We start from the raw sequence: 12640 nt of genomic DNA, 5'->3' as shown, positions 1-12640 counted from the left end.
TCTATCCTCCTCCCCATTTCATAGTACGACCGCCTTTATCATGCTGGTCAATAAAACGCAGCAGCTCCTCGCGGCCCGGAGCGCCTCTGCTGCCCCCAACCGCGCCTACGGACATCGCTCCGCAGACGTTCCCGTACAGCAGACATTCTTCCGGGTCCTTTCCCGATAAGAATCCATATATATAACCGGCGTTAAAGCAATCTCCGGCACCTGTCGTGTCGACCGTCCTTACGTGGAAGCCTTCTTTGCGGTTCGTCTTTCCACGGTAATTCGATATGGCGCCATGTGACCCCAGCTTAACGATGATGTGGCTGCTGTGCTTGGCAAGTGCTTTGAGGCTGTCATCCGCATTGGAGCACCCGGTATAGTGGTTCGCTTCCGTCTCGTTCATGAAGAAAACGTCAACACGCTCCATCAATTCATAAATGCCTTTATACCATTCCCCGGTATCGTCCCATCCCGTATCGCAGGAGGTCGTTATGCCCATGGACTTTAATTTCTCCACCATATCCATGAATTCCCGGTGATTCAAGCTGCCTTTGTAGTTGGTCAAGTGAACGTGCCGTCCGAGGGCAGCGCTCTCCAGATCCAGCAGCTGCAGGCTGAGCTCGGCATTAGAACCCGAATACGTAATAAATGACCGGTCCTTCTCCGGATTGATTGCGATAGAAATCCCGGTTTTGTGGACTGCACTTTTCTTCATATATCTGGTATCGATACCATGCCGTTTGAATTCATCCCTTATATAAGTGCCGAAATAGTCGCCGCCGAGAATGCCGTTAAAGGCGATACGCATACCAAGCTTAGCCAAAGCCAAGCTGAATAAGGCCGCGCCTCCGCCCACCTCAATCCGCATATCCCGAACAAACACTTCCTGTCCCGGGAGCGGAGACTCCAGACAACCTACAACAATAAGGTCGATATTCGCGTCTCCGATCACAACCGCATCGTATTTCTTCAAGGCGTTCCCTCTTCTCCCGCTCGCAGCCCTGCAAAGCGAAACCTTCGCAGACTACGGATTCACTATTCTCCTGCAGCTGTCCCGCGCAATAAACCGGTGCTTCATAATGATATCACCGCCCGAGTCGTATTCGCCCTCGGCCGATATTAATTTCAGAAGCGTTCCGACGGTCACGCTCCCCATCTCATAAATCGGCTGTTCCATCGAGGATAGACGGGGCCGCACCAGCTCGGTCAACTGGCTTCCATCGAATCCGACGACCGAAATATCGCCCGGAACCTGCAGTTTATGATCGTAGATGCAGTTCATCGCCCCGACCGCCATATCGTCGCTCACAGCGAACACGGCAGTCGGCAGCTGCTTGCCCCTCAGTATCTCGCGCATCATATCGTAGCCGCTTTGAACCTTGTAATCGCCGAAACGAATCCATTCGTAAACGATCTTGAGTTTGTGATCGGTAAGCGCATTACGGTAGCCGCTGTAACGGTTCTGTCCGGAAGTGATATCCCTCATGTCGCCGCCGATAAACCCGATCCTCTCGTGCCCCAAACCGATTAAATGCTCTGTCGCTTCATAGGCGGCCTGATAATCGTCGATAATGACGGAGATGAACTCCTGATCCATCGGCTTAACGCTCGAGAAGATGACTGGAACGTTCAATTTATTAATAAAAGTGCGGATTTCCTCGTTTATTTTTTCATGCATGATGACGATTCCCTCGACTCGCATTTCTTTGAAGATCGTCAAGTATTTAAATTCCTTGTCAATGTCTTCACTGATGTTGCAAACAAGCAGGTTATAACCGTTCGAGCTGGCCGTCTCTTCGATGCTGCTGAGGATCGTCGAGTAGAAGTTGGAAGTGATATCCGGCACGATAACGCCGATCAGATTCGTTTTCCTGCTCACAAGACTTCTTGCGATTTGGCTTGGAACATAACCAAGCTCCTCGATTGCCCTATTCACCCGCAGCTTCAAATCGTCCTTAACGTATTTCTCGCCGTTCAACACTCTGGAGACGGTTGTGACCGAAACGCCCGCCTTCTTGGCAACGTCTTTTATCTTTACTGCCATTATCCTCATCCCAATCCCTATAATTCATACCTTCCCTTGGCCGAATACTATTCTTTAATTGAACCAATCATGACGCCCTTGGCAAAATATTTCTGAATAAAAGGATACAGCACAATGATCGGCGCGACCACAATAATAATCGTTGCCATCTTGAGTGAATTTCCGGTAACCTGGATTTTATCGATCATGTCGTATTTCGAGCCTGCCGCCTGCTCCAGCGTGCTGCGCAGCGCTTCGGCCTTCGTAAGCATCTCCTGAAGGAGTGTTGAAAGCGGACGCAGCTTGCTTTCCCGGACGAAGAACGCTCCCGTAAACCAGTCATTCCAATGATTAACCGCATTAAACAGCGCAATAACGGCAATTACCGGCCGACTAAGCGGCATGATCACGTGCATGAAGATTGAGAAATCGTTATAGCCGTCAATTCGTGCGGATTCCTCCAGACTAATGTGGATTTGCTGGAAAAAGGTCCGCATAATGATAATATTCCAGGCACTGTAGAGGCTCGGGATGACATAGACCCAAATCGAATTCGTCAGATGAACCGACTTCAGCAGCATGTAATAAGGTATAATCCCCCCACTGAACAGCATCGTGAAAAAAACGAGCAGTGTAAAAAAACGGACGCCCGGCAGCGTTTTGCTTTTCAAAGCGTAAGCCGCCATGGCAGTGAGAAAGACGCTAGCAATCGTACCGACAACAGTGCGGAATATAGAAATTCCGAAGGCGCTCGCTATGTTCGAAGAGGAGAACACTTCCTGGTAATTTTCCAGCGACCAAGCCCTCGGCCAGAAAAAAATGCCTCCGCGTTCCGCATCCTTCCCGAGATTGAATGAAAGCGCCAATATATTCAGGAAGGGCAGCACAATCGTTAAACATAATAATACGATCAAAGCGTAGTTAACGACAGTGAAGATTTTTTCGCCCGGTGTCATCTTGTAGAACGCTTTTCCCACCATTCTACCTCCTGAAAGGGGCCGGTTTTAAAACCTAATGAATAAAACCGGCTCTCCCTGACATCAACGTTATCGATTGGCTAGAACTTCAGTTTTGTCTTTGGATCTGTGTCTTTTTGCTCGAGCAGCTTCAAATAATCATCCAAGCCGGCGGCTTTCAGCTGGTTTGATGCCGAGTCGAGAATTTTCTTCGCCTCGTCGAGATTCTTGCTGTAATATGCGCGGATAATGCTGTCGTTGTAATTGTCCATCGCAGCCTTCAAATCGGTTCCTCTCTCAAAGTCGCCGAGGAAAGAAAGCGGCGTATAGCCATCCTGCACGACTGCCTTTTCCCGTTTTGCGTCCCAGCCCCAGTGATCGGCTATTTTCAGAGCGCCTGCATTCAGATCAGGATGAGCGGCATCGCCGTATTCCATCTCGCCGAAATCAGCCATTCTGTCGATGTCCGTGCTGCCGAGAAGCTCTCCCCAGTAATTGCCGACACCGGCAAAACCCAGCTTTTTCGCCTCATCGGGATTGTTCCGCTTCAGGTCGATCACTTCTTTCTTGGCGATCGGGTTGCCCTTGGCGTCAAGCGTATAGTCTCTGCCTTCGATTCCGTACTGCCACAGCAGCTTGCCTTCGCGGCTTGCCAGGAAATCGGCAAACTTCACGATTTCTTCCGGATTCTTCGTTGTTGAAGGAATCGCCCAAGCGGAATATCCCGATTTATAATCGACCTTCATCTGATATGCGCCGTCGATCGAATTCATCGGTCCAATCGGTACATAATGCATATCGCGGTTGAAATCCAAATAGTTGTGCATATCCGGAATAATTGCCCACGAACCGTTCAGAGCGCCTTCCGTTGCTCGGCTTCCGTCAATGGTGTAGTATTCCGGCTGGATAAGCTTCTCCTTCAGCAATTTTTGAACGAATTCCACTCTCTTGATGGGATATTCCGTCTCGCTCTCATGCTTAAGCTTACCGTCTTTATCTTGTCGGATATGCTGGTCGTCCGCCCCGAACATCAGGTCATTATACAGTGCGCCGACTTCCTTACCGCCCCAATAAGCCGGACCGATCGGATATACCTCTTTGCCGTTGCTGTCCTTGAATTGCCCTGCTTTGATCTGCTTGGCCAGCTCATACAGCTGCTCGCTTGTCATGATAGTTTTAGGGTCGATCTTGAGCGCATCGGCAATGTCTTTACGAATGTATGGCCCGCCTACATATTTCCGGGTTGCATAGCCCCCTTGTCTCGCGATGTTCATATGAACGAAATAAGTCGATCCGTTAAATTCCGGACGGAACATAACACCGTATTTCGTATCGAGAGGCAAATAATCGTCCTGCAAATATTTGCTGTAAACCTTCGTGTCCTTAATCAGCGGGGTTAAATCCGTGAACATGCCTTCGCGCGCCGCCTTCAGAACGACCGGCATTTCCGGCCGTCCGCTGTTGTTAAGGTAAAAAGAGACAAAGTCAGGCAGATCTCCTGCGGCAAGTCCGGCGACCAATCCATCGATCGAATGCTCTGCCGTCATCATATGGATTTCAAAATTGATGCCCGTCATTTCTTTGATCTTCGCCAGAATTTCAGGGTTCATGTCTTCCGTATAATCGTCGGCATCCATGAAGATAAGCCCTTTAACCGTCCTGTCGGCGATCCACGTCGCCGGCTTATCCGCCGTTTTATTTGCAGACGAATCTCCGGTTTTGTTCGCCGATACGGAATCACCCGGTTTCGGTTCGTTGGCGGCGTTGGAACAGCCCGCAATCAGAATAGCGGTTATTAGCGCAATGGACAGCATTTGAAACCAATTACGTTTTTTCAATTTTAGCATTGGACACCGATCCCTCTTTCGATTTTAAATGACTTGATTGATTGCCATTTCCCTCGAGAAGCATTCTTTCTGGTATCGTTACCATATTGACGTATCGGAAAACCTTCGGGCGAGCCGATTGGCGGTTATTACCAAGAGAAAACCAATGACGCCCTGCATCATACCCACGGCGGTCGCATAGCCGTATTGGCCGCCCTGCAGGCCTACACGAATCACATAGGTGTCCAAAATATCGGCTAACTGCATATTGCCCGGCGTCCTAAGCAGGTAGAGTTGATCGAACCCCGCCGAAAGTATGTTTCCAAGCGATAAAATGAAGAGGATAACGATCGTCGGGCGGATCGAGGGGAGCGTAATGTTCCAGATCTCGCGCCATTTGCCGGCTCCGTCCATTTTGGCCGCTTCGTACATATCGGGGTTCACTCCGGCAATTGCGGCCAGATAAATAATAGAGTCCCAGCCGATGTTTTTCCATAAGTTACTGCCGAACATAATCTGATAGAAATAATGCGGATCCATAAGATAGTAGGTGCTTCCATCTCCGCCGAAAGCGGAGACCGCTTGATTGAGCAAGCCGGTATCCGGCGCGAGCACCCGCTGCACGATCCCGATAACAACGACCCAGGAGAGAAAATAAGGCAAGTAGGATATGCTTTGCGCCAGATTCTTGAACCAGCGGCTGCGGACCTCGTTGATCATCAAGGCCAAAATAATCGGGAACGGCAGTCCGAGGAACAGCTTCATGCTGCTTATGATCAGTGTATTTTTAATGAGCATGCCGCTTTGATAATCATTGAAAAACCTGACGAAATAATCGAACCCTACCCACGGGCTTCCAAGGATGCCTTTGTTGAATTTATACTCTTTGAAGGCCAGTATCAGGCCTCCCATCGGAATGTATGAGAATACGATGAAGAAAATCAGGCACGGCAGAAGCATGAAGTACAAATACCTGTGCAGTACAATTTTTTTCAATAGCTTTTTCCCGCGATTTTGGGTTGGCATAGCCGGCAGATCGGCATTCATGATTCTCGAATCACCTCTCTTTCCATTCATTCACAATCACATGAAGGATGATGAAAGCGGTTAAACAATCACTCCGATAGAGTCACCTCCCTGGTCTAATAACCGATATGGAATCGATATCAGAAATGCCGAAAAAAATTTGTTCGTGATTTGGATCAAAATAGAGAATAAGTTGAGTGTTCGTAAGAATGAGCAAGTATTAATAAAATACTTTCAAAGCCTGAGGTTCGTCAATGAAGTGCATAGCAGTGGATGACTGAAGTATTGGAAAGCGTTCCAATCTGTAACTTGCGGATTAATTTGATCTTAATTGCGATTCTCCTTTAAGTCAACAATTTTATGAGAATTGACAAAATCAAAACATTTTCGAATATCCGACCATCACTTTCGGGAGACATGAAACGTTATAATGATATAAATAAGAGAGGGTGACTTTTTAGATGAGCGTGATATGTTGGCAGGATGTAATGAAGAGACTTGAACCGAAGGTGGACCGCATGATCGGCCGGCTTCAGGGCAAATACCCGCATGACGCCGGGAATGACGGCAAATATAACTGTATGGGCTCCGATTATTGGACGACCGGATTTTGGCCGGGAATTCTCTGGATTATGTACGATATGACCGGCAATAAACACTATATGGACGCGGCCTGGAATGCAGATGCGGAACTGGAAGAATGGTTCGTCAAGCCAACCGAAGAGCTGCACCATGACGTCGGCTTTCAATTCCTGTCGACGGCGGTCATCAAGCATACGATCACGGGCGATGCGGACGGCCTTCGCAGAGGCTTGGAGGCGGCTAATTTCCTCGCGGCGCGGTACAATCCGGCCGGACAATTCATCCGTGCATGGAATGCCGACAAGCACGGCTGGGCCATCATCGATTGCATGGTGAACATATCGCTTCTCTTCTGGGCAAGCCGGATTACAGGCGATCCCCGCTATAAACATATCGCCGTCCGCCATGCGGAAACGACGATGCAGCACGGTATTCGGAATGACGGTTCAACGAAACATATCCTTTCCTTCGACCCGGAGACAGGTGAATTTATCGAGTCATTCGGCGGTCAAGGCCTTTCCGTCGAGTCGACATGGAGCCGGGGAGCCTCTTGGGGCTTGTACGGCTATGCCAATGCTTACGTCAATTCCGGCGATGAACGCTTCCTGGATACCGCCAAACGGATCGCTCATTACTTTATCGCAGCACTGCCGGAAGATCATGTGCCGTATTGGGACTTTAGGCTTGAGTCGTTCGAAGGCCAACCCAGGGACAGCTCTGCGGCAGCCATCGCCGCGTCAGGTCTTCTGGATCTGGCAGTAATCGTGCCTGCCGGAGAGAAACAGCTCTATAAAGGCGCGGCCGAGCGAATGCTTCGTTCACTAACCGAAAACTATGGAACTTGGGATCAACCGGAGCACGAGGCGATTCTCCTTCACGGAACTGGAAGCGGAACCTCTTACATCGACAAATCGCTTATCTTCGGCGACTATTATTATGTGGAAGCGGTCGCGAAGCTGAGCGGCTGGAAGCATCGGATCTATTGATCGGCCGCCGAACGCTTTCTCGCTAAACCGAACATCAAGCCCGCCGGATCATGGCGGGCTTGATCTAATCTGCAGCGGCTTCCAGATTTCTGAACTGGTTGTAGAACATCCGGTAATAAATTCCCTGTTTATCCATTGACTATGTTAACTTTCATTGTTGTTTTTCATCTAAAAGAAAACCGCCCATCAAGTAGGCGGTTAGTTGAATTTTCGTTACCTGACAGATGCAATCAACCAGACTCTCCATTTAAAATATTTTGAATCTCTTCATAGCTGTGTTCGCTTATTTTTCCATCATAACCTCCAAAATTAAGGTCAAAAAATTTGCCATTTTCATACTCATATCTAAATATATATCTTCCTGAACCAATGTCCTTGCTATTTCCTAATTCTTTTATAACCTCCTGGTATGTCATATTCTTCGTTATTTGACGTAATTGTGTTGCAGTTACTTTCCTTATCTCATTCGTTAATCCTAATATTTCAATTTTATTTTCATTATTTACTCTATTTACTGAAAATTCATCTTTGACTGCCACACCTTCTATCTGGCTGTCATTATTAGTGCAACCATTTAGAACCGTTACACAAATCACAAATACTAGTAATAGAACAATCTTGTGAAAACGCACTACACATTCCACCTTTCCCTATCCTGGCTGCTACCGTGTATACGCTTAATTGTTCTATTTGTTGCATTTTAGTCAATTGGAAATTTCCCGTCGAACACTCGAGTATTTTAGGAAGAAAAAGATGCTTGTCTAAGATTGGTGTTTGTATCCTTCACAGTAAACAAGCAAGAATTGACCAACATATTTTTCTTGTTTAATGTAGTGTTTTCATACTCCTTGCTATTTAACTAGCGGAACCACGTTAAATAATGTTGCAATACTTGTTTGTAACACCATTAAAGCGGTTAATCCATTTTTTCAGGCGGCTGTGGTAACTGTTTACGTTTTGGATCTGATAATTTCTTCACACGCTGTTTTTTCATCGGACTTGAAGCGGTAATGGGCCAGTCCCTTCGAGTTTGCATAGGAACTGAATGCTCTCCATGAATCAGTACAAAGCACATCCAAAGCTCACATTCTCAAACACGACATGACCATTTGCGTTTTCCTATGCGATGGCTTTCGGTGAATCTTCCGGCTCCTCTCGCTCATCGAGAACCTCAAATACCCGCTCCACGCCGGCCAAGCCGGATTGCATGTTATTGAAGACGTTTGCCACATCCATCAGCGGCCTGACGAATTGTCTGGAGTAGCTTAAGAAGCGAAGCATCGCAAACAGGCTTTTTCGAATGTTACGCTCCAGAATTCGGGTTAACCGAAACATATAAATGCGGCTGAAGCTGCGGAAAAGGGCGACGACAAAACCGATTATGGCGATCCACATCGCAACATCCAATACAGCCCGGGGAGTCGTCTTCAACTGCTGAATTTCATCGGTGAAACGTTCAAGCAATAGGGGAATCACCATTTGAAGCAGAGAAGATATAGACAATAATACGATACCCAGTAAATATTGATACTTGTATTTCCACATGTATTTTCGAAACTGCAATACGCGTTCCTCCCTTCTCCTCTTACCTTTTATCTGTTCTTATAATTAGACTAACCGTTGCTCTTCATCGAAAACATGGATTTCTCTATGGTTATTAATGGATTATCTTGCGCCGACTAGAAGGATGCATTTCACTCATTTCCTTCCGAAATGCAAAAAAAGAAAGCAGGGTCACCCTTACAAAGGGTATTCCTGCCTTCTTTAATCACGTACTTTAGGTTTTGATTACCTTGTTTATTAATGATGATCTTATCGATTCTATGTATCGACATGATTAGTTGAAATGAATGGTCGGGATGACACGATTTGAACATGCGACCCCCTGGTCCCAAACCAGGTGCTCTACCAAGCTGAGCTACATCCCGTAATGGCGTGCCCTAAGAGATTCGAACTCCTGACCTTTTGATTCGTAGTCAAACGCTCTATCCAGCTGAGCTAAGGGCACAATATTTATTATGGAGCGGAAGACGGGAATCGAACCCGCGACCCTCGCCTTGGCAAGGCGATGCTCTACCGCTGAGCCACTTCCGCAGATTGGTGCGGTCAAGAGGACTTGAACCTCCACGGTTGTTACACCACTAGAACCTGAATCTAGCGCGTCTGCCAATTCCGCCATGACCGCTTGCTAAAACATATGGTGCGGTTGATGGGACTCGAACCCATACACCCGGTGGGCACTACCCCCTCAAGATAGCGTGTCTGCCAATTCCACCACAACCGCATATGATCAAAGTGAGCCATGTAGGACTCGAACCTACGACACCCTGATTAAAAGTCAGGTGCTCTACCAACTGAGCTAATGGCTCATAAGAATGACTGAGGAACTTAGGTTTCGAACCACTAAACTCGTCATTGTGAATCCGTTAAGATGGTGCCGGCGAGAGGACTTGAACCCCCAACCTACTGATTACAAGTCAGTTGCTCTACCAGTTGAGCTACACCGGCATATAAATTTCCGATCCCGTATTATGTACGAGGTTCTCGCTCATAATATACTTTAGGATCACTTTTACTTATTGAGGTGAAATGGCGGAGCTGACGGGATTCGAACCCGCGGTCTCCTGCGTGACAGGCAGGCATGTTAGGCCTCTACACCACAGCTCCACAGTAATAAATCGGATTGCCCCGAAAACATATTGGTTGCGGGGGCAGGATTTGAACCTGCGGCCTTCGGGTTATGAGCCCGACGAGCTACCGAGCTGCTCCACCCCGCGATAATGGTGAACGCTGACGGGATCGAACCGCCGACCCCTACCCTGTCAAGGTAGTGCTCTCCCAGCTGAGCTAAGCGTTCATATGACCCGTAGGGGATTCGAACCCCTGTTACCTCCGTGAAAGGGAGGTGTCTTAACCCCTTGACCAACGGGCCGGAAAAACCGGTATAAAATCGTACGGAGAGAGAGGGATTCGAACCCTCGCACCACTTGCGCAGTCTAACCCCTTAGCAGAGGGTCCCCTTGAGCCACTTGGGTATCTCTCCATGAATGGCTCCCCGAACAGGACTCGAACCTGTGACAACTCGATTAACAGTCGAGTGCTCTACCAACTGAGCTATCAGGGAATAGGAAATCGATCGTTTTGGTGGAGCCAAGCGGGATCGAACCGCTGACCTCCTGCTTGCAAGGCAGGCGCTCTCCCAGCTGAGCTATGGCCCCTTGGGGGAATGGTTGGCCTTAGTGGACTCGAACCACCGACCTCACCCTTATCAGGGGTGCGCTCTAACCAGCTGAGCTAAAAGCCAATAAAAAACCCACATCACTGTGGGTGATATTTACAGTTTAGATGAAGGTTTACACCTTGAAAACTGGATACGAATATGATGCAAAACAATTGATAGCTGGTTAGTCAGTCTCGGCGAAGAGACATTAGGATAAGCCCTCGACCGATTAGTATTCGTCAGCTGCACGCATTGCTGCGCTTCCACCTCGAACCTATCAACCTGGTCGTCTACCAGGGGTCTTACGAATTGGGAAATCTCATCTTGAGGGGGGCTTCACGCTTAGATGCTTTCAGCGCTTATCCCGTCCGTACTTGGCTACCCAGCGGTGCTCCTGGCGGAACAACTGGTACACCAGCGGTACGTCCATCCCGGTCCTCTCGTACTAAGGACAGCTCCTCTCAAATTTCCTACGCCCGCGACAGATAGGGACCGAACTGTCTCACGACGTTCTGAACCCAGCTCGCGTACCGCTTTAATGGGCGAACAGCCCAACCCTTGGGACCTACTTCAGCCCCAGGATGCGATGAGCCGACATCGAGGTGCCAAACCTCCCCGTCGATGTGGACTCTTGGGGGAGATAAGCCTGTTATCCCCAGGGTAGCTTTTATCCGTTGAGCGATGGCCCTTCCATGCGGTACCACCGGATCACTAAGCCCGACTTTCGTCCCTGCTCGACTTGTAGGTCTCGCAGTCAAGCTCCCTTATGCCTTTGCACGCTACGAATGATTTCCAACCATTCTGAGGGAACCTTTGGGCGCCTCCGTTACATTTTAGGAGGCGACCGCCCCAGTCAAACTGCCCACCTGACACGGTCCCTGTACCGGATGACGGTACCAGGTTAGAACTCCGATACGATCAGGGTGGTATCCCAACGATGCCTCCACCGAAGCTGGCGCTCCGGCTTCCAAGGCTCCCACCTATCCTGTACAGATCGTACCAAAGTCCAATATCAAGCTGCAGTAAAGCTCCATGGGGTCTTTCCGTCTTGTCGCGGGTAACCTGCATCTTCACAGGTATTAAAATTTCACCGGATCTCTCGTTGAGACAGCGCCCAAGTCGTTACGCCATTCGTGCGGGTCAGAATTTACCTGACAAGGAATTTCGCTACCTTAGGACCGTTATAGTTACGGCCGCCGTTTACTGGGGCTTCGGTTCATAGCTTCGGGTTGCCCCTTACCACTCCCCTTAACCTTCCAGCACCGGGCAGGCGTCAGCCCGTATACTTCGCCTTACGGCTTCGCACAGACCTGTGTTTTTGCTAAACAGTCGCTTGGGCCTTTTCACTGCGGCCCCCTCGGGCTATTCACCCTACCGAGGCACCCCTTCTCCCGAAGTTACGGGGTCATTTTGCCGAGTTCCTTAACGAGAGTTCTTCCGCGCGCCTTAGCATGCTCTGCTCGCCTACCTGTGTCGGTTTGCGGTACGGGCACCATCACCTGGCTAGAGGCTTTTCTCGGCAGCGGGAGCACATGACCTTCGGTACTGTAATTTTCCCTCCCCATCACAGCCCAGCTTTATCGGTTAACGGATTTACCTATCAACCAGCCTCACTGCTTGGACGAGCACTTCCATCCGCTCGCGTCACTACCCTTCTGCGTCACCCCATTGCTCATAACGGCTTACGGTGGTACAGGAATATCAACCTGTTGTCCTTCGACTACGCCTTTCGGCCTCGCCTTAGGTCCCGACTTACCCTGAGCGGACGAGCCTTCCTCAGGAACCCTTAGGCTTTCGGCGGACAAGATTCTCACTTGTCTTTTCGTTACTCATACCGGCATTCTCACTTGTATGTCGTCCACCAGTCCTTACGGTCTGACTTCAACCTGCATACAACGCTCCCCTACCCCAAGACACTTTCGTATCTAGCCATAGCTTCGGTGGCGTGTTTAGCCCCGTTACATTTTCGGCGCAGAGTCACTCGACCAGTGAGCTATTACGCACTCTTTAAATGGTGGCTGCTTCTAAGCCAA

The 12640-nt window shown here is 49.0% G+C and carries 8 protein-coding genes, 15 tRNA genes, 1 rRNA gene and 1 pseudogene (1 of these 25 cut by a window edge); 1 reads left to right on the top strand and 24 read right to left on the bottom strand.

Annotated elements, in window-relative coordinates; translation table 11 throughout:
• Position 1: 1 nt before the first annotated feature.
• The 5 genes from KZ483_RS12115 to KZ483_RS12095 all read right to left on the bottom strand — a co-directional run bounded on the left by KZ483_RS12115 (position 2) and on the right by KZ483_RS12095 (position 5840).
• Positions 2-961 (bottom strand): carbohydrate kinase family protein, encoded by a 960-nt coding sequence (locus KZ483_RS12115; RefSeq protein WP_220352868.1) that lies wholly within the window; start codon positions 959-961, stop codon positions 2-4.
• Positions 962-1012: 51 nt separating this feature from the next.
• Positions 1013-2032 carry a LacI family DNA-binding transcriptional regulator gene (locus KZ483_RS12110; RefSeq protein ID WP_220352867.1) on the bottom strand — a complete coding sequence of 340 codons (1020 nt, stop codon included), beginning with the start codon at positions 2030-2032 and terminating at the stop codon, positions 1013-1015.
• A gap of 47 nt (positions 2033-2079) precedes the next feature.
• The gene (locus KZ483_RS12105; protein ID WP_258881667.1) at positions 2080-2991 is read right to left on the bottom strand and encodes a carbohydrate ABC transporter permease; all 912 of its coding nucleotides are present in this window, start codon (positions 2989-2991) and stop codon (positions 2080-2082) included.
• Between the two features lie 77 nt (positions 2992-3068).
• Positions 3069-4814 (bottom strand): extracellular solute-binding protein, encoded by a 1746-nt coding sequence (locus KZ483_RS12100; protein ID WP_258881666.1) that lies wholly within the window; start codon positions 4812-4814, stop codon positions 3069-3071.
• 78 nt (positions 4815-4892) lie between these two features.
• Positions 4893-5840 carry an ABC transporter permease gene (locus KZ483_RS12095; protein ID WP_258881665.1) on the bottom strand — a complete coding sequence of 316 codons (948 nt, stop codon included), beginning with the start codon at positions 5838-5840 and terminating at the stop codon, positions 4893-4895.
• Positions 5841-6280: 440 nt separating this feature from the next.
• Between KZ483_RS12095 and KZ483_RS12090 the strand changes: the two genes are divergently transcribed.
• A complete protein-coding gene (locus KZ483_RS12090; RefSeq protein ID WP_220352865.1) occupies positions 6281-7387 on the top strand; it encodes a glycoside hydrolase family 88 protein in 1107 nt (368 codons plus the stop codon).
• A 230-nt stretch (positions 7388-7617) separates the two neighbouring features.
• Here KZ483_RS12090 and KZ483_RS12085 read toward each other — a convergent pair whose 3' ends face one another.
• From KZ483_RS12085 to KZ483_RS11995, 19 genes and pseudogenes are all read right to left on the bottom strand, one after another.
• A complete protein-coding gene (locus KZ483_RS12085; protein ID WP_220352864.1) occupies positions 7618-8019 on the bottom strand; it encodes a hypothetical protein in 402 nt (133 codons plus the stop codon).
• Between the two features lie 151 nt (positions 8020-8170).
• A pseudogene (locus KZ483_RS12080) lies at positions 8171-8463 on the bottom strand (IS1595 family transposase); the annotation flags it as partial.
• A gap of 43 nt (positions 8464-8506) precedes the next feature.
• On the bottom strand, positions 8507-8950 hold the full coding sequence (locus KZ483_RS12075; RefSeq protein ID WP_220353755.1) for a 6TM ABC transporter family protein: 444 nt from the start codon (positions 8948-8950) through the stop codon (positions 8507-8509).
• Positions 8951-9238: 288 nt separating this feature from the next.
• Positions 9239-9315: transfer RNA gene (locus tag KZ483_RS12070), tRNA-Pro, on the bottom strand.
• 3 nt (positions 9316-9318) lie between these two features.
• Positions 9319-9395, bottom strand: a tRNA-Arg gene (locus KZ483_RS12065).
• Between the two features lie 11 nt (positions 9396-9406).
• Positions 9407-9481 (bottom strand) — tRNA-Gly (locus tag KZ483_RS12060).
• A 4-nt stretch (positions 9482-9485) separates the two neighbouring features.
• Positions 9486-9572 (bottom strand) — tRNA-Leu (locus tag KZ483_RS12055).
• Positions 9573-9585: 13 nt separating this feature from the next.
• Positions 9586-9671, bottom strand: a tRNA-Leu gene (locus KZ483_RS12050).
• A 12-nt stretch (positions 9672-9683) separates the two neighbouring features.
• A tRNA-Lys gene (locus KZ483_RS12045) sits at positions 9684-9756 on the bottom strand.
• Between the two features lie 63 nt (positions 9757-9819).
• Positions 9820-9895 (bottom strand) — tRNA-Thr (locus tag KZ483_RS12040).
• An 82-nt stretch (positions 9896-9977) separates the two neighbouring features.
• A tRNA-Asp gene (locus tag KZ483_RS12035) sits at positions 9978-10054 on the bottom strand.
• 33 nt (positions 10055-10087) lie between these two features.
• Positions 10088-10164, bottom strand: a tRNA-Met gene (locus tag KZ483_RS12030).
• A gap of 4 nt (positions 10165-10168) precedes the next feature.
• Positions 10169-10244 (bottom strand) — tRNA-Val (locus KZ483_RS12025).
• Positions 10245-10247: 3 nt separating this feature from the next.
• Positions 10248-10319 (bottom strand) — tRNA-Glu (locus tag KZ483_RS12020).
• A gap of 23 nt (positions 10320-10342) precedes the next feature.
• Positions 10343-10430: transfer RNA gene (locus KZ483_RS12015), tRNA-Ser, on the bottom strand.
• Positions 10431-10435: 5 nt separating this feature from the next.
• Positions 10436-10511 (bottom strand) — tRNA-Asn (locus tag KZ483_RS12010).
• An 18-nt stretch (positions 10512-10529) separates the two neighbouring features.
• A tRNA-Ala gene (locus KZ483_RS12005) sits at positions 10530-10605 on the bottom strand.
• A gap of 9 nt (positions 10606-10614) precedes the next feature.
• Positions 10615-10691: transfer RNA gene (locus KZ483_RS12000), tRNA-Ile, on the bottom strand.
• A gap of 125 nt (positions 10692-10816) precedes the next feature.
• Positions 10817-12640, bottom strand: a 23S ribosomal RNA gene (locus KZ483_RS11995) (it continues 1108 nt past the right edge of the window).

The sequence above is a fragment of the Paenibacillus sp. sptzw28 genome, assembly GCF_019550795.1.
Classification (GTDB): Bacteria; Bacillota; Bacilli; order Paenibacillales; family Paenibacillaceae; genus Paenibacillus_Z.
This window is presented reverse-complemented; position numbering and strand designations above follow the sequence as displayed.

What these genes read in the sequence shown, in the direction of transcription:
- KZ483_RS12105 (WP_258881667.1), bottom strand. Translation starts at nt 2,991, where the DNA reads ATGGTGGGAAAAGCGTTCTACAAGATGACACCGGGCGAAAAAATCTTC.
- KZ483_RS12090 (WP_220352865.1), top strand. Translation starts at nt 6,281, where the DNA reads ATGAGCGTGATATGTTGGCAGGATGTAATGAAGAGACTTGAACCGAAG.
- KZ483_RS12110 (WP_220352867.1), bottom strand. Translation starts at nt 2,032, where the DNA reads ATGGCAGTAAAGATAAAAGACGTTGCCAAGAAGGCGGGCGTTTCGGTC.
- KZ483_RS12095 (WP_258881665.1), bottom strand. Translation starts at nt 5,840, where the DNA reads ATGAATGCCGATCTGCCGGCTATGCCAACCCAAAATCGCGGGAAAAAG.
- KZ483_RS12100 (WP_258881666.1), bottom strand. Translation starts at nt 4,814, where the DNA reads ATGCTAAAATTGAAAAAACGTAATTGGTTTCAAATGCTGTCCATTGCG.